This window comes from Bradyrhizobium sp. CER78 (genome assembly GCF_029846235.1).
Taxonomy (GTDB): Bacteria; Pseudomonadota; Alphaproteobacteria; order Rhizobiales; family Xanthobacteraceae; genus Bradyrhizobium.
On sequence record NZ_JARVWP010000007.1, the window covers coordinates 283,738 to 302,891 of the forward strand.

Genomic DNA, 19,154 nt, shown 5'->3' on the forward strand with positions numbered 1-19,154 from the left:
TTTTCCGGATCATGCTCTAAAAGGCCACGCATGACCAAGAAGCTGAAAATCGCGTTCCAGGGCGAGCCTGGCGCCAATTCCCACATCGCGATCGTCGAGGCCTATCCTGACGCGGAGCCAATGCCCTGCCCGACCTTCGAGGACGCGCTGGCGGCGATCTCCTCGGGCGAGGCCGATCTCGGCATGATCCCGATCGAGAACTCGGTCGCCGGCCGCGTCGCCGACATCCATCATCTCTTGCCCGCCTCAGGCCTGTTCATTGTCGGCGAATGGTTCTTGCCGATCCGCCACCAGCTGATGGCGATCAAGGGCGTCAAGCTCGCCGACATCAAGAGCGTGGAGAGCCACGTCCAGGCGCTCGGCCAGTGCCGGCGCACGATCCGCAAGCTCGGCATCAAGCCGATCGTCGCCGGCGACACCGCCGGCAGCGCCCGCGACGTCTCCGAACGCGGCGACAAGACCGTGGCGGCGATCGCCTCGCGCCTCGCCGCCGAGATCTATGGCCTCGACATTCTCGCCGAGGACGTCGAGGACGAGGCCCATAACACCACCCGCTTCGTGGTGCTGGCGCGCGAGGCCAAGTGGGCAGCTCAGGGCTCGGGGCCGTTGGTCACCAGCTTTGTCTTCCGGGTGCGCAATCTGCCGGCCGCGCTCTACAAGGCGCTCGGCGGCTTCGCCACCAACGGCGTCAACATGACCAAGCTCGAAAGCTACATGGTCGACGGCAATTTCTTCGCCACGCAATTCTACGCCGATGTCGACGGCCATCCCGACGACCGCGGACTCGCCTTTGCGCTGGAGGAATTGAAGTTCTTCTCGCGCGAATTCCGCATCCTCGGCGTCTATCCCGGCCACCCGTTCCGCGCGACCTTCAGCGAGACGCAGGACTGAAATCGTCATTCCGGGACGATGCGCAGCATCGAACCCGGAATCTCGAGGTTCCGGGTTCACGCTTCGCGTGCCCCGGAACGACGACGATCATTAGGCCGCCACCCGCTTGCCCAGCCCGAACGCCTCGGCGAGCAGACTGTAGGACTTCTTGCGCGCCGCATGGTCGTAAACCGCGGTGATCACCATCAGCTCGTCGGCCTGGCTCGCTGAGATCAGCGGCTGCAGCTTCGTCAGCACGGTCGCGGGGCTGCCGACGAAGAGCCGCGCGCGGTTGCGTGCGATCGAGGCGCGCTCGGCGTCGGTGTAGGGATAGGCCTCCGCCTCCTCGACACTTGGCAGCGGCAGATACTGGCCGCGGTCGCGGCGCAGCCGGTTGAGATCCATCGACATCGCGAGCCGCTCGGCTTCCGCATCGGTCTCCGCCGTGACGACGGCGACCGCGAGGATCGATTGCGGTGTCGCGCGCCAGCCCGACGGCTTGAAATGCGCCCGATAATTCGTCATCGCCGCAATTGCATCGTGAGTGGCGAAATGGTGCGCGAACGCAAAGCCCATCCCAACCTGCGCCGCAAGCTCGGCGGAATAGTCGCTCGAGCCGAGCAGCCAGATCGGGGGCAGCGGCGAATCATCCGGCATCGCCACGACATTGTTGTAGGGATGGCCGGCCGGGAAATCGCGCGTCTCCCACAAGGTCAGCTCATGCAGCCGCTCGAGGAAATCATCGCCCTCGCGGCGATCGAGCCGGCTGCGCAACGCGTAAGCGGTCGCGCCATCGGTGCCGGGCGCGCGGCCGAGGCCAAGGTCGATACGGCCGGGAAACAGCGCCTCCAGCATCTTGAAGCGCTCGGCGACCACGAGCGGCGCATGATTGGGCAGCATCACGCCGCCCGAGCCGACGCGGATGTGCTGCGTCACCGCCGCGATCTGCCCGATCATCAAATCGGGCGCCGGACTCGCGACCGAGGCGAGGTTGTGGTGCTCGGCGAGCCAGTAGCGGACGTAGCCGAGACCATCGACATGGCGCGCCAAATCGATGCTGTTGCGGAGTGCGGCGGCGGGCCTGGTGCCGGTGGTGACGACGGACAGGTCGAGGACGGAGAGCGGGATCATGCCCGACAACCTAGTGTGACGTCAGGAGGCGACAAAGAGCCTGGCTGCGCAGAGCAGTCCCGCACCCGAGAGCTGGTGGAGAGAGCAACAGGACTTGGGACGCAACAAGACGATTCATTGACACGCTACGCTGCCCACAATTCATTTCAGCGACCTCATTCGCTGCAGTTTCAAGTTTATTCTATATAATACAATGAATTAAATCATCTTCACGACAAGCCGCTCGTCGCCCATCATGCATGCCCTGCAGTCGATTTTTCTGGCTTCTGCGTCAATTATGGGCAATTTCCCATATCCGATGGGCTGTTTCGGCCCACCGGTTTCGCCTATCTTAGGGCCTCCATATCAGGCCGGACGTCGACCCTCCAGTTGCGGAGCCCTTGCGTATCATGACCGAGACCATTTCCTCCGTGCCGAACGGACAGCGCGCACCGAAAGCACCGAAAATCTCCTTCGAATTCTTCCCGCCGAAGACCGAGGAGATGGAGCGCAATCTCTGGGAGACCATCAACCGGCTGGCGCCGCTGACGCCGAACTTCGTCTCGGTGACCTACGGTGCCGGCGGCTCGACCCGCGAGCGCACCCATTCCACCATCACCCGCATCCTGCGCGAGACCGATCTGCTGCCGGCCGCGCACCTGACCTGTGTCAGCGCCTCGCGCAGCGAGATCGACGAGATCGTCGATCGCTACCATGAGGTCGGCGTCCGCCACATCGTCGCGCTGCGCGGCGATCCGCCGGGCGGCATCGGCACGCCCTACTTCACCCATCCCGACGGCTACCAGAGCTCGGCCGAGCTCGTCGCCGGGATCAAGAGGCGCCACGCCGACATCGAGATCTCGGTGTCCGCCTATCCGGAGAAGCATCCGGAAGCCGCCGACTTCGACACCGACATCGACACGCTGAAGGCCAAGGTCGACGCCGGTGCGACGCGCGCGATCACCCAGGTATTCTTCGACAACGACCTCTACCATCGCTATGTCGACAGGGTCCGGGCGCGCGGCATCGAGATTCCGATCGTGCCGGGCATCATGCCGATGCACAATTTCAAGCAGGCGCGCAATTTCGTCACCCGCGCCGGCACCAGCGTGCCCGATTGGCTCGCCGAGAAGTTCGAAGGCCTCGACAACGACGCCGAGACCCGCAAGCTGGTGGCGGCAACCGTCGCCGCCGGCCAAGTGCAGAAGCTGTTCAAGCACGGCGTCGACACCTTCCACTTCTACACCATGAACCGCGCGGACCTCGTGTTCGCGATCAGCCATCTGCTCGGCATCCGGCCGAACGGTGCCCAGAAAGCTGCCTGACATGTCCGTTCCCGTTTCTCCCAAGCGTAACGCTTTGCTCGCCGCTGCCCGCGAGCGCATCCTGGTGCTCGACGGCGCCATGGGCACGATGATCCAGGGCCTGCAGTTCGACGAAGCCGCCTTCCGCGGCGCGCGCTTTGCGGACTTCCACCGCGACATCAAGGGCAACAACGATCTCCTGATCCTGACCCAGCCCGAAGCGATCACCGACATCCACGCCGCGTATCTGCGCGCCGGCGCCGACATCGTCGCGACCAACACCTTCTCCTCGACCTCGATCGCGCAGGCCGACTACGACATGTCGGACCTCGCCTATGAGATGAACCTGCAAGGCGCCCGGCTGGCGCGCGCCGCCGCCGAGCGCGTATCGGCCGAGGACGGCAAGGAGCGCTTCGTCGCCGGCGCGCTCGGCCCGACCAACCGCACCGCCTCGATCTCGCCCGACGTCTCCAATCCCGGCTATCGCGCGGTGACTTTCGACGATCTGCGCAAGGCCTATGGCGAACAAGCCAAGGGCCTGCTCGACGGCGGCGCCGACCTGTTGCTGGTCGAGACCATCTTCGACACGCTGAACGCCAAGGCGGCGCTGTATGCGATCTCCGAGATCATCGAGGAGCGCGGCATCGACGTGCCGGTGATGATCTCCGGCACCATCACCGACAAGTCCGGCCGCCTGCTCTCCGGCCAATTGCCGGAGGCGTTCTGGCATTCGGTGCGGCACGCCAAGCCGATCACGATCGGCTTCAACTGCGCGCTTGGCGCCGAAGATCTGCGCGCGCACATCGCCGATATCGGCCGCGTCGCCGACACGCTGGTCTGCGCATATCCGAACGCCGGCCTGCCCAACGAATTCGGCCAATATGACGAGACGCCGGACTACATGGCGCGGCTGATCGGCGAGTTCGCCGCCGCCGGCCTCGTCAACATCGTCGGCGGCTGCTGCGGCACCACGCCCGACCATATCGCCGCGATCGCCGAGGCCGTCGCTCCGCACAAGCCGCGCGTGGTGCCCGAGATCGAACCGCGGCTCAGGCTGTCCGGCCTCGAGCCGTTCACGCTGACCGACGCGATCCCGTTCGTGAACGTCGGCGAGCGCACCAACGTCACCGGCTCCGCCCGCTTCCGCAAGCTGATCACCGCTGGCGACTACACCGCAGCACTCCAGGTCGCGCGCGACCAGGTCGAGAACGGCGCCCAGGTCATCGACGTCAACATGGACGAGGGCCTGCTCGATTCCGAGAATGCGATGGTGACGTTCCTCAACCTCGTCGCCGCCGAGCCTGACATCGCGCGCGTGCCTGTCATGGTCGACTCCTCGAAATTCCACGTCATCGAAGCCGGCCTGAAGTGCATCCAGGGCAAGCCGATCGTGAACTCGATCTCGATGAAGGAAGGCGAGGAGAAATTCCTGCACGAGGCGACCGTCGCCAAGCGCCACGGCGCCGCCGTGGTGGTGATGGCGTTCGACGAAACCGGCCAGGCCGACACGTTCGCGCGCAAGACCGAGATCTGCAAGCGCGCCTACGACATCCTGGTCAACAGGCTCGACTTCCCGCCCGAGGACATCATCTTCGATCCGAACATCTTCGCGATCGCGACCGGCCTCGAGGAGCACAACAATTACGGCGTCGACTTTATCGAGGCGACGCGCTGGATCCGGCGGAACCTGCCGGGCGCCCACATCTCCGGCGGCGTCTCCAATTTGTCGTTCTCGTTCCGCGGCAACGAGCCGGTGCGCGAGGCGATGCACTCGGTGTTCCTGTATCACGCCATCCATGCCGGCATGGACATGGGTATCGTCAATGCCGGCCAGATGATCGTCTATGACGACATCGACCCCGAGCTGCGCCAAACCTGCGAGGACGTCATCCTCAACCGCGACCCGGGCGCGTCGGAGCGGCTGCTAGCGCTCGCCGAGAAATTCCGCGGCAAGGAGAAGCAGACCAAGGAAGCCGATCTCGCCTGGCGCGAATGGCCGGTCGAGAAGCGGCTGTCCCATGCGCTGGTGCACGGCATCACCGAGTTCATCGAGCAGGACACCGAAGCCGCGCGCCAGAACGCCTCCCGCCCCCTCGACGTCATCGAAGGCCCGCTGATGGCCGGCATGAACGTGGTCGGCGATTTGTTCGGTGACGGCAAGATGTTCCTGCCGCAGGTCGTGAAGTCGGCGCGCGTGATGAAGCAGGCGGTCGCCTATCTGATGCCGTTCATGGAGGAGGAGAAGGCGCGCAACCTCGCCAACGGCATCACCGGCGGCCGCAACGCCGCGGGCAAGATCGTGCTCGCGACGGTGAAGGGCGATGTCCATGACATCGGCAAGAACATCGTCGGCATCGTGCTCCAGTGCAACAATTTCGAGGTCATCGACCTCGGCGTCATGGTACCCGCCAACAAGATCATCGAGACCGCGAAGGCCGAGGGCGCCGACATCATCGGCCTGTCCGGCCTGATCACGCCCTCGCTCGACGAGATGAGCTTCCTCGCCGGCGAACTGGAGCGGCAGGGCATGAACGTGCCGCTCTTGATCGGCGGCGCCACCACGAGCCGCGTGCATACTGCCGTGAAGATCGACCCGAACTATCCGGGCGGCCCGGTCGTGCATGTCAACGACGCGAGCCGCGCGGTCGGCGTCGCCTCCTCGCTGCTGTCGGTCGAGAAGAAGCAGGCCTATGCCGCCGAGGTGCGCGCCGAATACGCGAAAATCTCGACCGCGCATTTCCGCGCCCAGGCCGACAAGAAGCGGCTGAAGCTCGCTGAGGCCCGCGCCAACAAGGTCGCGATCGACTTCGCGGCAGTGCCGCCGAAGAAGCCGGCTTTCTTCGGGCTGAAGAGCTTCGACGCCTACGATCTCGCCGAGCTCGCCGACTACATCGACTGGACGCCGTTCTTCCAGACCTGGGAGCTGACGGGGCGCTTCCCGGCGATGCTCGACGACCCCAAGGTCGGCGAAGTCGCGCGCTCGCTCTATGCCGACGCGCGCAAGATGCTGGACACAATCATCAAGGAGAAGTGGTTCACGGCTCGCGCCACCGTCGGCTTCTGGCCGGCGAACGCTGTCGGCGACGACATCGAGGTCTATGCCGACGAGAGCCGCGCCAAGAAGATCGCGACCTTCCACACGCTGCGCCAGCAGCTGGAGAAGCGCGAGGGCCGCTTCAACGCCGCGCTGTCCGACTTCGTGGCACCGAAGGAGACCGGCGTGCCCGACTATATCGGCGGCTTCGTCGTCACGGCGGGGATCGGCGAGGATGCGGTCGCTGACCGCTTCAAGAACGCCAATGACGACTACTCCTCGATCCTGTGCAAGGCGCTGGCCGATCGTCTCGCCGAGGCCTTTGCCGAGCGCATGCACCAGCGCGTGCGCAAGGAGTTCTGGGCCTATGCACCTGATGAGGCGTGGTCGGCGGACGAATTGATCCTCGAGAAATACGACGGCATCCGCCCGGCGCCCGGCTATCCGGCGCAACCCGACCACACAGAGAAGCGGACGCTTTTCGCGCTGCTCGACGCAGAGAACACCGCCGGCGTGAAGCTGACCGAGAGCTTTGCGATGTGGCCGGGCTCGTCGGTCTCGGGCCTGTACTTCTCGCATCCCGAAAGCTTCTATTTCGGCGTCGGCAAGATCGAGCGCGACCAGGTCGAGGACTATGCCGCGCGCAAGGCGATGACGGTCGCCGAGGTCGAACGCTGGCTGGCGCCGGTGTTGAACTACATCCCGTCACAGGACGGCGCCAAGGGCCAGGCGATCGCGCCCGCCGCAACACCCGCCAACGACGAGGAACTGGCCTCGCATCCGCAGGGCTGCACCTGCGCGGTGCACCTCGCCTGGCGGAAGAAGAAGGTGGGCGCGGGCTAGGCCTTTCTTCCCCCTTGTGGGAGAAGGTGTCGCGGACGAAGTCCGCGACGGATGAGGTGTCTCTATCCGCGGAGACAGACCCCTCACCCGTCCGCGATGCTCTGCATCGCGTCCACCCTCTCCCACAAGGGGAGAGGGGAAGAAATGCGGAGTGGCCTCACCATGCAGTTCTTCTCCTTCTGGCGATCGCTGGCAAGCTTTCGGGTGCGGATCGCGCTCAACCTCAAGGGCGTGCCGGCCGATGTTGTGTTCGTTGATCTCGATGCCGATGCGCATCGCGCGGATGCCTTTCGCAAGATCAATCCGCAGATGGCGCTGCCGGCGCTGGTGACGGACGACGGCACCGTGCTGTTCCAGTCGCTCGCGATCATCGACTATATCGACGAGACTTTTCCGAGCCCGCCGCTGCTGCCATCGGATGCGCTCGGGCGCGCCCGGGTGCGCGGGCTGGCGCTGATGGTCGCCTGCGAGGGCCATCCATTGCTGACGCCGCGGGTACGCCGCTATCTCGACCGCGAGCTCGATTTGCGCGACAGCCAGCAGAGCGCCTGGCGGCGGCACTGGACGGTCGAGACGCTGGCGGCACTCGAGGGCCACCTCGCCGGCCACAAGGCGACCGGCCAGTTCTGCCACGGCGATACGCCGACCATCGCCGACATCTGCCTGGTCGGCCACGTCACCGCGGCGATCAATCAGCAGATCAGCCTGTCGCCCTGGCCGACCGTGAAGCGCATCCACGAGACCGCGATGGCACTGCCGGCATTCGCCAAGGCGCATCCCTCGGCGCAGCCGGATACGCCGGAGGCGATGCGGGCGAAGTAGGCGCACGACGCGCCGCTGTCGCGCGCGGTCCCCTCTAAGGGTCGTCCCGGCGAAAGCCGGGACCCATAACCACAGGGTTCGGTTGTGAACGGGATCGTGGCCCCAGCGTCGCGCAACAACCAATATTCGGGGTAATGGGTCCTGGCTTTCGCCAGGGCGACGCGGTGGATGGTTCTCGATTCACGATGTCAAACACGCGCTGTCACCACCCGCGCATGCGGGCGATCCAGTATTCCAGAGGCAGCAGTGCTTGAGCCGAGAGGCCGCGGCGTACTGGATCGCCCGGTCGAGCCGGGCGATGACAGCGCGGATGGAGGCGCAGCTTTGCGTTCTCGCGACACGAATCGTCGGAGCTTTGCTTTATCCACCGGCACCGCTCTCCGCGTTCCGAGCAATGCGATCCCGGACCGTCCGCGCGATCGCGGCCGGCGCCTCGTCGGGGATCGCAAAGCACGAGCTCGCGTTGATCTCACAGAGCACGTAGGTGTCGGCACCGTCAGCATCGCGCGGGCCGTAGAGGAGGTCCGCATCCCAGATCACCGGCAGCGACGCTTCGTCGATCACCAGCGTCTCCATCAGCTGCGGAATCCATTCGTCCTCCATCAAGCGTCGCAGCGCCTGGAATCGCCGCGCATCGGGGCCGTGCATGATGCGCGGGCCGGGCTGGGCTTGCGGTGAATCCGGGCCTTCCGGAGGCGGTGGGATCAAGGCCTTGACCAGCTGGTGTCCGAACCCTGCGACCTTCGAGCCGCTGACATAGCAACGGATCATGCCCTCGGGCAGGCGCGGCTGGAATGGCTGATCGATGATACAGCCGCCCCAGCCGAAATACGGCTCGCAGCGCGCCATGAAGGCCTCCAGCGGCATCTTCTCAGGCTGGCTGCCGCGCAGCGCGTGCAGCACGCGCACCGTCGCATTCGGCAAGGCTTCCACCTTCCAGACGCCCTGCCCGCCATTGCCGCGGTTCTGCTTGAGGACGCGCGGACCGGCCGCGCGAAGCCGCGGCGGGAATTCGGCGCGGAAAGCATCGGCCGTGGCGTATCGATGCGTGTCGGCGCCCCAGCTGAGGTGACGCGTGCGATGGAGCACCTCCTTGACGCCCATCTTCAGGATGACGTCAGGATGGGCGCTGACCCATGGACGTCTCGCCGCGACCTCGCGCAGCAGCGGATCGAGCGCCGCCCGCGTCTTGCCCTGGTGGATCGGATCGACCCAGACCAGGACGCCGTCCATGGTCAGCAGCTGGTCGCGGACGAGATCGGCGAACGTCTCGTCATAGACGACGGGCAGGGCCTCGATGCCGGCGGCATCGAGCGCTTCGAAGACGCGAACGAAACGGCTGTTCTGCGGCGTCGCCTCGCGGCGCGACGCGGCATCGCCACGCCACAGGATCGCGATCCTGGAACGGCGATTTTCGGAACGAAGAAATGTGTGTGGTTCGGTGTCCATATCAAAGCTCCACGACGGTTGATGTCGCGCAGAGCTTGGACCGAAGTCTCACGGGGAGTCTGCCTGTCCCCGTGGCAGCGACTCTAGACGACTTCGCGCAGGTTTCAAGATCGACGTGGGATCACGCCATGATCCCGTGCAGCCCCAGCCAGCCGGTATAGAGGCCGACCAGCACGATCAGCGCGGCCGACACGTAAGGCGCGCGCTGCGCGAATCGGCTGAAGCCGCCCCAGTGCCGCTCGATATGGCGAAGGCTGAGCGCGGCAGCGACCCCCGCGGAGACCATGGTGATGGCAAGCCCGATGCCGAAGCAGAGCACCAGCACGAAGCCGAGGCTGAACTGCTTGAGCTGAAGGCAGAGCAGCAGCACGGTGATCGCCGCCGGGCACGGGATGAGCCCACCGGTCAAACCGAACAGGATGATCTGCCACGTCGTGACTGTGCGTCCGGCAAAGCGCTTGCGGATGTCGGCCGCGTGCGCACGCGCATGCTCGTCGTCCGTCTCGCCGAGGTTCATATGCGCATGGTCGTGCTCTTCGAACAGAACTTCCGCGAAGTCTGCCCGAACCGACACGCGTGCCTTGAATTCATGCGGCTCCGGAATTTCATCGATGCTTTCCAGATAGCCGTTCTGCTCGGCGAAACGAAAATGTTGCTCGCTGCCGTCGGGGCGGATCGTCACGACATCGACCTCGCCGGCCGCCGGCAGCGCCCCGGCCTCGCTCCGCAACCGCCAGCGCGGCGGCACGCCATCCTCGAAGACTTCGAGCGACAGCGGCTGCCCGGCCAGGGTCAATTGGCGCGTTTCGTCGTGATGATGGTGATCATGATCGTGATCATGGTGATGATCGTGCTCGGAGGTCTGCTCGCGCCAGGTGCGCCAGGCCATCCACGCCGCGATCGCGATGATGATGACCGCCGAGGCCAGTTGCAGATAGGCTTCGCTGCGTTCGCCGGACCATTGCTGGCCGAAATGCAGGCCCGCCAGCGCGACGATCCAGACGATCGCGGTGTGCGAGATTGTCGCCGATAGGCCGAGCAGCACCGCCTGCACCACCGTGCCGCGGATCGCGACGATGAAGGCCGCCATCATCGTCTTGGAGTGGCCGGGCTCGAGACCGTGCAGTGAGCCGAGCAGGATCGCACTGGGGATGAACAGCCATGCATGCGCGCTGCTCTGCTGCAGCAACTGAGACAAATCGGTCATAGGCTTCGCTTCAGCACGGGCGTTACTTCAAATAGGTACGAACGACGTCGATCAGATCGGCGGCGCCCTGGGCCTTCTCGGGATCCTTTTCCCGCGAGGGATCCACGACGTGATGGCGGATGTGATCCTCGAGCAATTCAGCGGTGAGACCGTTGATAGCGCCGCGAACCGAGGCCACCAGCATCAGCACGTCGGCACAGCCGATCTCGGATTCCAGGGCCCGCTCGACGGCCTCCAACTGACCCTTGATGCGGCGGACCCGGCCGACAAGCTTGGACTTGTGCTTGATGGTGTGCGACATGATCATAATATAGGGGGGTACCCTATATTGGTCAATAGCGCTGTCGGCTCATCTCAGCGGAATCCGCAATGTCACAGGCCGAACTCAACGCTGTGATTGTTCCTGTCATAATTGCTGAATTCTTGGTGATCCGCCGATCGGGCTGTGTGGTTGACAGCAACGCGTATTGGTCTTCTATTGACGGCACGGGGATGTGCGATCTCCCCGCGAGGCGACATGCCCAAGAATCGCGTCCTGTCACCAAGGGCGCACCATGTCATCATACACATCAATCTCATCCGAAAAATTGTCTCGTCTCATCGGTACCGCCAAGGCGCCGACGCTCGTCGACGTTCGCATCGATGAAGACTTCACCGCCGATCCGCGCCTGATCCCGGGCGCCATCAGGCTTTCGCATCTCGACGTCCAGGACTGGGCTTCCGGCCTCAGCGGTCAGTCCGTGGTCGTGATCTGTCAAACGGGACAGAAGCTCAGCGAAGGCACCGCCGCCTGGCTGCGGTGCGGCAACATCGCGGCGGAAGTTCTCGAGGGCGGCCACCTCGCGTGGCGGGAGGCAGAGCTTCCCACTGTGCCCGCGGACAAAATTCCGAAACGCGACGGCCGCGGCCGCACCGTCTGGGTGACGCGATCGCGGCCGAAGATCGACCGCATCGCCTGTCCGTGGCTGATCCGCCGCTTCGTCGATCCCGCGGCCGTGTTCCTGTTCGTGACCTCAGCGGAAGTCGAGGCCGTCGCCGAACGCTTCGACGCGACGCCGTTCGACATCGAGAACGTGTTCTGGAGCCATCGCGGAGAGCTTTGCACATTCGATGTGATGATCCAGGAATTCGGCCTCTCGACGCCGGCGCTCAAGCGGCTGGCGACGATGGTGCGGGCGGCGGATACCGCGCGGCTCGATCTGTCGCCCGAGGCGCCCGGATTACTCGCGGCCTCGCTCGGCCTGTCGCGCATGTTCGACGACGACCTCGAACAGTTGAGCGCCGGCCTCTTGCTCTACGACGCCTTCTATCGCTGGTGCCGCGACGCGACCAAAGAGACGCACAACTGGCCGACCAGCAAGGTGAAGCCGTAACCGGCTTTCCGGCCAATGCAGAGGCGCGCGGAAATCGCGCCTCTGGACCACCTGGGGCAGGACAACACAACCAGGAGGACAGCCATGCCGAAGCAGAAACTCCTTCACCTGATTGTTGCCTTCGCGATCGCGGGTGCCGCGATGCCCGCTCGCGCACTGACGCAGGACGAGCTTGTCGCGAAACTCCAGGCCGTCGGCTACGCGAGCATTAGCGACGTCAAGTCGACGGCCGAAGGCATCACGGCGAAGGCGATGAAGAACGGCAAGCCTGTGAGGCTCGTGATCGACAGCAGCGGCCAGGTCAGGGAGCAGGACTGAGGCCCTGTACCGCGCAAGCCGTCAAACCAATGCGATGGAGTGATAATCATGATGAGAACAAGTGTAGTCCTGTGCCTGACCGTCCTGTGGTCGGGCACGATCCTCGCGGCACCGGGCGGCGTCAGTGAGGAGCAGCAAACCGCTGTCACCTTGCAGGCGGCAATTGTTCCTTCGCCGGCAAGCGAGACGCTGCGCGGCGTGGTCGACAGCGTCGATGAGCGCAACGACACACTGATGGTACGCCTGTCGGCGGGCAGGACCGAGCCATTCAAGGTTCAGGACGGCTTGATCTTCAACGCCGTCCGCTTCGGCGATCCCGTCGAAATCTCGGTGCAGACCATCTCCGGGTTCCGCACCATCGTCGGGCTCTCGAAGGAATAGAGCCGCGATCTGAAGCATCAAATCCAGGTTCAAGGGAGGAATCCAATGCGACACACGATTTCGGCGCTGATCGGCATTGGTGCCTGCTGCTTCGCCACGAGCGGAAGCGCGCAGAAGATCGACTGGCAGGTGTTCGCCGAGCCATTCGTCTCGTCGGCCCATGCCCAGACGATCGACTGGCAGAAGGTCGATGACACGCTGGGCAGAAAGCCCGCGGTTACCGGCGATGTGCATCGCTACGGCTTTCCGCGGACCGATCTCACGGTGGCGCTGGATGGCGTCACCATCAAACCGGCGCTGGCGCTCGGCGGCTGGGTCGCCTTCAAGCCGATGCATGACGGCGTGATGGCGATGGGCGACCTGGTGCTGCTCGAATCCGAGATCAACCCTGTCATGATGAAGATGATCGCGAACGGCCTGGAGATCACGGCCGTGCACAATCACCTGCTCGGCGCGAGCCCGGCCACTTTCTACATGCACGTCGCCGGCCACGGCGATCCGGTCAAGATCGCCACTGCGATCCGCGACGCCCTTGCGGAAAGCAAGACGCCGCTCAAGACGGCCGCGCCTGCAGCGCCGCCGCCGGCAATCGATCTCGACATGGCCCAGCTCGACCAGATCATCGGCGTCAAGGGCCAGGCCAATGGTGGAGTCTATCAGTTCAACGTGCCACGGCGCGATCCGATCACCGAGGAAGGCATGACATTGAGCCCGGTCGGCCCGATGGGCGTCGCCATCGGCATCAACTTCCAGCCCACCGGCGGAGGCAAGGCGGCCATCACCGGCGACTTCGTGCTGACCAATGACGAGGTGAACCCGGTGATCATGGCTCTACGAACTCACGGCATCGACGTGACCGCGCTGCACAGCCACATGCTGGACGAGCAGCCGCGCCTGTTCTTCATGCATTTCTGGGCCAATGATGACGCCATCAAACTCGCCAAAGGCTTGCGTGCGGCGCTCGACAAGACGGCGACCACCAAGAGCTGAGCTGCGAACTGCATACCGGATGATCGCATATGATGAGCATGAACCATGCACCGCTATCAATTCTCGCAGCCTGCGCGGCCGCCGCCACCGCAATTGGCCCGGCGACTGCAGGCGCAGACAACGGAAAAGCCAAAGCGGAGATGTGCGTAGCCTGCCACGGCGAGAACGGCATTTCGGCAACCGAGAACGTCCCATCGCTTGCCTCGCAACCCGACCTCTTCCTGCAATGGCAGTTGATCTTCTTCCGCAGTGGCGCGCGGAAGAACGAGGCGATGGAGCCGATCGCGGGGCAGCTCAACAATGAGGATGTCCGCGATCTCGGAGCATACTTTGCCTCGCTGAAGCCCGCCGACGCCTCGAGCGTAAAGGCGCCGGACGATCACCCGGAGTTGGTCAAGGCCGGCCAGCAGGCCGCAGCTGCGGGACGATGCGCGTCCTGTCACGGCGATAACTATGCGGGAAACAAGGCTGCGGCGCGTATCGCGGGCCAGCGCGAGGAATACATCATCAAGGCGCTCCACGACTACAAGGCGGGTGTCCGGAGCGGAGGCGGCGTGGCGGCGATGGCAGAGGTCGCCTATCCCCTCAGCGACGACGACATCGCAGCCCTTGCTCACTACCTTTCGCGACTTTGATCCAGCCGCGCGAGGCGCCGTGACGATCCGTGTCACGAACATGCAAGCCGCGAGTGCGATAACGAGACATCGTTCAACACTTGGAGGAACCAATGACCATCAACACCGAGCGCCGACATTTCATCGCAGCGGTTGGCGCCGCCACAGCTTCAGCAGCCGTGCTCGGCGCTAACCAGGCCGCTGCCGAAGCAAACCCACAGACAGGAGCCAGGGCGATGTCCTATCAGGCCAAGCCGATGCCGTTCGACCCGAAGTCAATCACCGGCATCTCGGAAAAGATCCTCGTCAGCCACTACGAGAACAATTACGTCGGCGCGGTGAAGCGGCTGAACGCCATCGGCACGCAACTCGCCGAACTCGACTTCGCCAAGGCGCCGAACTTTGTGATCAACGGCCTGAAGCGCGAAGAGTTGATCGCGTCAAACTCGATGATCCTGCATGAGGTCTATTTCGACGGGCTCGGCGGCGCCGGCAAGCCTGGCGGTGCGCTCGCCGAGGCGATTGCACGAGACTTCGGCAGCATGGAGCGCTGGCGCGCGGAATTCTCGGCCATGGGCAAGGCCGAAGGCGGCGGGTCGGGTTGGGTGATCCTCTCCTATTCGCCCCGCGACAAGCGACTCGTCAATCAATGGGCGGCCGATCACACGACGACGCTCGCCGGCGGCCGTCCGGTCCTGGTGCTCGATATGTATGAGCACGCCTATCACATGGACTTCGGCGCGGCCGCGGCCCGCTATGTCGACATCTACATGGAAGCCATCCGCTGGGACAACGCGGCCCGGCTGTATGAACAATACTCAAAGGAGATGTGAGGAGAGTTCTGTGAGCAAGAATGAGGCGATCGTCCGAAAGCCATTGCTGATCCGCAGCGATGCGCAAAATTCTCTGCAGGGAGCTTTCCCGTGATCCCGCCAACAGATTCGCAGCGCAGCCGTTTGGCAGAACTGGCACGTTATTTCCTGCGCCTCGGCTTTCTCGGCTTCGGCGGCCCGGTCGCGCTTGTCGGGCAAATGGAGCGGGAACTGGTCGACGGCAAGAAATGGCTGACCAAGCAGGAGATGAAGGAATCGATTGCCATCTGCCAATCGCTTCCGGGGCCACTGGCGATCCAGGTCGGCATCTACGTGTCCTGGCTTCGCGGTGGCTTCTGGGGCGCCTGGGTCGGCGGATGGTGCTTCATCCTGCCCAACTTCGTCATCGTGGCTTCGCTCGGCGCCCTCTACGTCTATCTTGGCGATCTCCAGCCGGTTACCGCGGTCTTCTACGGCGTCAGTCCCGCCGTGATCGCGCTCATCCTTCACTCCTGTTACCGGCTTGCCAAGCTCGGCATGGAAGACTGGCTGCAATGGGCGATCGCGGCGGTCTGCTTGGCCGTCACGGTCATCCTCCAGGCCGAGGTCGCGCTGCTGTTCATCGGCGCGGGCATCGTAGGCATTCTTTATTACGGCAATCTGTTCAAACGTTCGCCGGCGACGCTGCCGGGAATTGCCATCGTGCCGGCTGTCGCCGGTCCGATCGCGCCGGTCGCAAGCGGGTCTACGCTCACCAAGCTGCTGCTGTTCTTCCTCAAGGCCGGCTCGCTGACATTCGGGAGCGGCCTCGTGATCGTGCCGTTCCTCGAGCAAGGACTCGTGCAGCAATACAACTGGCTCGATGAGCGACAGTTTCTCATCGCGGTCGCGATCGGCATGATCAGTCCGGGCCCGGTAGTGATCACCGCAACTTTCGTCGGCTACCTCGTGGCGGGATTTTGGGGCTCGGTGGTCTCCACGATCGGCATCTTCCTGCCGTCGTTCCTGCTGGTGCTGATCGTTGCTCCCCTGCTCGCGCGGCATCGCGGAAACGCCAACGTCCAGGGCTTCGTGAAAGGCGCCTATGCCGCCGCGATCGGAACCATCCTCGGCGCTTGCATCCTGCTCGGCAAGATTGCCATCGGCGACTGGCTCACCGCGCTGATCGGAATCGTGTCGCTGGCGGTGCTGTTCCGCTGGAAGGTCAGCAATCCGCTGCTCATCGCGGCGACCGCCGTGGTCGGCCTGATTGCGTATCCATGGCTGCAACCGGGCTGGGTGATGGTCCATTAGCCGACCACCCCAACTCGCCGCTCCTCCCACCATCCTGGTCAGGGCTCACGCGCGTTGAGAAGTCGGCTGCGGCTCTCTACATGAGGAGGTGCCCTACCCGCCGCTGCGGCGCTATCCCGCATTCATCGAAGAGTTCATCTCATGCGACCCCACATCATCTGCCACATGGGCACGTCGATCGACGGCCGGCTTCACCCCAGCCGCTTCACCAAGGCCGCCGCGGGCATCCCGGCCGAGGTGCTGCGCTCCCACTATGAGGATCCATGACGGCTTCAATGCCGATGGGTGGATCATCGGCCGCGTCACCATGAACGAGATGGCCAAGGGAACGGAGCGGCACATCGCCAACCCACTGAGGCTGCCGCGCGAGCCGCATCTTTCCAACCGCGACGGCCGCAAGCTTGCTATCGGCATCGATCCGTCGGGCCGTGTGCATTTCGGCAAGGACAATGTCGGCGGCGATCATGCCGTTGCGGTGCTCGGCGAACAGGTCTCCGACAGCCATCTCGCCGAGTTGCGCGAGGACGGCGCGTCCTACATCTTTGCCGGCCCCAAGGGTGACGATCTGCCGGGCGCGATGACGCAGCTGGCCTCGCTGTTCGGCGCTAGGACGCTGCTGCTCGAAGGCGGCGGCGGCATCAACGGCGCATTCCTGAAGCAAGGGCTGATCGACGAATTCAGCACCTTGATCTTTCCGGCGGTCGATGGCGTTGCGGGATCGCAAAGCATCGTCGATTACCACGGCCCTGACGGCGACCGTCCCGGCGCCGGGCAGTCACTGCGCCTGACGCATTGCGAGGCGCTGGAAGGCGGCATGGTCTGGCTCCGCCACGCGGTGGAGCGCGCGCCGGGCTGAACGCGCCCCGCGGAGACGCAAAGCGCGGGCGAACCACGTCCGTCATGCGCGGCTTGATGCCGGGCATGACGGGACGTCACTTCGCTCAGTCGGGTGTCAGAACTTGTAACTCAACGCGGCGCGGGCAACGCTGAACCTGCTCTCGCGGCTGGCGTTGTAGCGGATCTGGCTCTGCAGCGGATCGGTGCCCTGGAACGTCGCCGTGGTGCCGCTTGCGCCGAGATCGACGTAGAGATATTCGCCGCGCAGCGTCCAGTTGTTGGTGAAGGCATATTCGGCGCCGGCGCCGGCGGTCCAACCGACGCGGACGTCGGTATTGTCGCCAAGCCAAAGCCGCGACAGGCCCGTGGAAAACGCTGACGAATTGGCGATGTTGGTCTTCACCTCGCCGTAGGCGAGACCGCCCGTCCCGTAGATCAGCAGGCGCTCGGTCGGCACAAAGCCGATACGGCCCCGCACGGTGCCGAACCAATCGACCTTGCTGGTGTTCTGAATATTGAAGCTTCCCGTCACGCCGCCCGGGAGAGCCGCGATGGTGCTGCCATTCCGGGTGGACTTCAGATCGACATAGTTGAGATCGGCTTCCGCGCCGAGCACGACCCTATCGACCTGATAATTGTATCCAACCAATCCACCAGCAGTAACACCCGCCTGGTTGCTGTTCGAAACAGGAACACGGGTGATGTTAGCCGGGGGCACGATCGAAGCGACATTGCTGCTCGTCGCGACATTCCCGCCATCGTACCAGCCGCCGCCGACATTCACGCCGGCGTAGAAGCCGGACCAGTTGAACGCAGGAGCCACCAAAGGCGGAGCCTTGGTCCAGTTGCGCTCCGATAGGTCAGCGGCGGATGCCGCGCTTGCAAACCCCAAAAATGAAATCAGGCCAGCCCCGACAATTGCAAAACCACGCATTCCCATTCCCATTCCTTGCACTCGGCGAAACCGCCTTACTTAAGGTTGTGGCACGGACGGGCGACTTGCGACAGCTTGTCTCATTCGAATTTGAATCTTTTGCGTACTCTGTGGCGACGTTGCAACGCCCCGTGCTCGCAACCCGACGAGCGGATTTGTCCCGGATCGACCGGATCAATCGGTCCCGAACCGGTATTCGGTTCTGCACGCCGCGACGAAGAACGCGACGCCGCGCGCGACGTGTTCATCGATCTCGGGGTCGAGCGCCTTCAGGTCCACCTCGAACAGCGCACGGAGCAGCATCGGCACGGCGATGATGTCGAGGAACAGCCGCGCCGTGGTCGGCAGATGCTCCGGCGCGAAGGCCGGCAGCTTGCCGAGCTCGTCGGATTGCGTCAGCTCGCGCAGCAGGTGAATCCCGAGCTCGGTGCTGAGTGCACGCGCCCGGCGGTTGACCGTGGCGGCGAGGTCCGGGAAGCGGTGCGCCTCCGCGATCGCGAGCCGCATCAGGCCGATCCGGTCGGCATCGAAGCCCCAGTGCAGCAAGGTGGATGCGACGCTGGTGAGGCGCTCCTCGATGGTCGCGCCGACCGGCGGGTCGGCCTTGAACTCGGCGATGCGCGACAGGATGTCCCGCGTCACCACCTCGGTGAACAGCGCCCGCTTGTCGCGGAAGCGCGCATAGATCGTGCGCTTGCCGGAGCGCGCGGCGTCCGCAATCTCGTCGATGCTCGCGCCTTCGAACCCGCGCTGCAGAAACACCCTGCGCGCGGCATCGAGGATGCGCGCATCGACCTCGCCGGCCAATTCCTTCGGCGGCCGGCCGGCGCGCACCTCGACCGGGCTGGCCGCAGGTCTGGTCCTGGGCGCCCTTGGCGTCTTCAGGGTGCTGGTGGTCATCGCCTCGACCCGGGTTCCGTGAGCCGGTCAGGCCGGCAATCCCAAGCAATATAGCCTTATCAC

Annotated in this window: 19 protein-coding genes; 13 read left to right on the forward strand and 6 right to left on the reverse strand. The window is 64.5% G+C overall.

Annotated elements, in window-relative coordinates; genetic code table 11:
* The first annotated feature begins 30 nt into the window (after positions 1-30).
* Positions 31-891, forward strand: a complete 861-nt coding sequence (locus QDT69_RS17945) for a prephenate dehydratase (protein ID WP_279707797.1) — start codon at positions 31-33, stop codon at positions 889-891.
* Positions 892-981: 90 nt separating this feature from the next.
* Here the strand turns inward: QDT69_RS17945 and QDT69_RS17950 are convergent, their stop codons facing one another.
* Positions 982-2,001 carry an LLM class flavin-dependent oxidoreductase gene (locus QDT69_RS17950; RefSeq protein WP_279707798.1) on the reverse strand — a complete coding sequence of 340 codons (1,020 nt, stop codon included), beginning with the start codon at positions 1,999-2,001 and terminating at the stop codon, positions 982-984.
* Positions 2,002-2,390: 389 nt separating this feature from the next.
* On the opposite strand from QDT69_RS17950, the gene metF reads away from it, so the two are divergent.
* From metF to maiA, 3 genes are all read left to right on the forward strand, one after another.
* Positions 2,391-3,305, forward strand: coding sequence for a methylenetetrahydrofolate reductase [NAD(P)H] (gene metF / locus QDT69_RS17955; RefSeq protein ID WP_279707799.1), 915 nt, complete (start codon positions 2,391-2,393; stop codon positions 3,303-3,305).
* Between the two features lies 1 nt (position 3,306).
* Positions 3,307-7,161, forward strand: coding sequence for a methionine synthase (gene metH / locus QDT69_RS17960; protein ID WP_279707800.1), 3,855 nt, complete (start codon positions 3,307-3,309; stop codon positions 7,159-7,161).
* 144 nt (positions 7,162-7,305) lie between these two features.
* Positions 7,306-7,983, forward strand: coding sequence for a maleylacetoacetate isomerase (gene maiA, locus QDT69_RS17965; protein WP_347952045.1), 678 nt, complete (start codon positions 7,306-7,308; stop codon positions 7,981-7,983).
* 360 nt (positions 7,984-8,343) lie between these two features.
* Here maiA and QDT69_RS17970 read toward each other — a convergent pair whose 3' ends face one another.
* The 3 genes from QDT69_RS17970 to QDT69_RS17980 form a co-directional block, all read right to left on the reverse strand.
* Positions 8,344-9,432, reverse strand: a complete 1,089-nt coding sequence (locus QDT69_RS17970) for a Cj0069 family protein (protein WP_279707801.1) — start codon at positions 9,430-9,432, stop codon at positions 8,344-8,346.
* Between the two features lie 121 nt (positions 9,433-9,553).
* Positions 9,554-10,639 carry a nickel/cobalt efflux transporter gene (locus QDT69_RS17975; RefSeq protein ID WP_279707802.1) on the reverse strand — a complete coding sequence of 362 codons (1,086 nt, stop codon included), beginning with the start codon at positions 10,637-10,639 and terminating at the stop codon, positions 9,554-9,556.
* 22 nt (positions 10,640-10,661) lie between these two features.
* A complete protein-coding gene (locus tag QDT69_RS17980) occupies positions 10,662-10,940 on the reverse strand; it encodes a metal/formaldehyde-sensitive transcriptional repressor (RefSeq protein ID WP_050422196.1) in 279 nt (92 codons plus the stop codon).
* A gap of 253 nt (positions 10,941-11,193) precedes the next feature.
* Between QDT69_RS17980 and QDT69_RS17985 the strand changes: the two genes are divergently transcribed.
* The 9 genes from QDT69_RS17985 to QDT69_RS18025 all read left to right on the forward strand — a co-directional run bounded on the left by QDT69_RS17985 (position 11,194) and on the right by QDT69_RS18025 (position 17,276).
* Positions 11,194-12,012, forward strand: a complete 819-nt coding sequence (locus tag QDT69_RS17985; RefSeq protein WP_279707803.1) for a sulfurtransferase/chromate resistance protein — start codon at positions 11,194-11,196, stop codon at positions 12,010-12,012.
* An 84-nt stretch (positions 12,013-12,096) separates the two neighbouring features.
* Positions 12,097-12,330 carry a hypothetical protein gene (locus QDT69_RS17990; RefSeq protein ID WP_279707917.1) on the forward strand — a complete coding sequence of 78 codons (234 nt, stop codon included), beginning with the start codon at positions 12,097-12,099 and terminating at the stop codon, positions 12,328-12,330.
* 48 nt (positions 12,331-12,378) lie between these two features.
* Positions 12,379-12,711 carry a hypothetical protein gene (locus QDT69_RS17995; RefSeq protein WP_279707804.1) on the forward strand — a complete coding sequence of 111 codons (333 nt, stop codon included), beginning with the start codon at positions 12,379-12,381 and terminating at the stop codon, positions 12,709-12,711.
* A gap of 45 nt (positions 12,712-12,756) precedes the next feature.
* Positions 12,757-13,701, forward strand: coding sequence for a DUF1259 domain-containing protein (locus tag QDT69_RS18000; protein ID WP_279707805.1), 945 nt, complete (start codon positions 12,757-12,759; stop codon positions 13,699-13,701).
* A gap of 38 nt (positions 13,702-13,739) precedes the next feature.
* Entirely contained in the window at positions 13,740-14,336 is a 597-nt protein-coding gene (locus tag QDT69_RS18005; RefSeq protein ID WP_279707903.1) for a c-type cytochrome, read from the forward strand.
* A gap of 215 nt (positions 14,337-14,551) precedes the next feature.
* Entirely contained in the window at positions 14,552-15,148 is a 597-nt protein-coding gene (locus tag QDT69_RS18010; RefSeq protein WP_279707904.1) for a Fe-Mn family superoxide dismutase, read from the forward strand.
* Between the two features lie 90 nt (positions 15,149-15,238).
* The gene (chrA, locus tag QDT69_RS18015; protein ID WP_279707806.1) at positions 15,239-16,420 is read left to right on the forward strand and encodes a chromate efflux transporter; all 1,182 of its coding nucleotides are present in this window, start codon (positions 15,239-15,241) and stop codon (positions 16,418-16,420) included.
* Positions 16,421-16,561: 141 nt separating this feature from the next.
* Positions 16,562-16,687, forward strand: a complete 126-nt coding sequence (locus tag QDT69_RS18020; protein ID WP_279707807.1) for a hypothetical protein — start codon at positions 16,562-16,564, stop codon at positions 16,685-16,687.
* Positions 16,674-17,276, forward strand: coding sequence for a dihydrofolate reductase family protein (locus QDT69_RS18025; protein WP_279707808.1), 603 nt, complete (start codon positions 16,674-16,676; stop codon positions 17,274-17,276). The genes QDT69_RS18020 and QDT69_RS18025 overlap by 14 nt, the downstream gene beginning before the upstream one ends.
* 96 nt (positions 17,277-17,372) lie before the next feature.
* Here QDT69_RS18025 and QDT69_RS18030 read toward each other — a convergent pair whose 3' ends face one another.
* Positions 17,373-18,203, reverse strand: a complete 831-nt coding sequence (locus tag QDT69_RS18030) for an outer membrane beta-barrel protein (RefSeq protein WP_347952046.1) — start codon at positions 18,201-18,203, stop codon at positions 17,373-17,375.
* Positions 18,204-18,365: 162 nt separating this feature from the next.
* Positions 18,366-19,091 (reverse strand): TetR/AcrR family transcriptional regulator, encoded by a 726-nt coding sequence (locus QDT69_RS18035; protein ID WP_279707810.1) that lies wholly within the window; start codon positions 19,089-19,091, stop codon positions 18,366-18,368.
* Between the last annotated feature and the right edge of the window lie 63 nt (positions 19,092-19,154).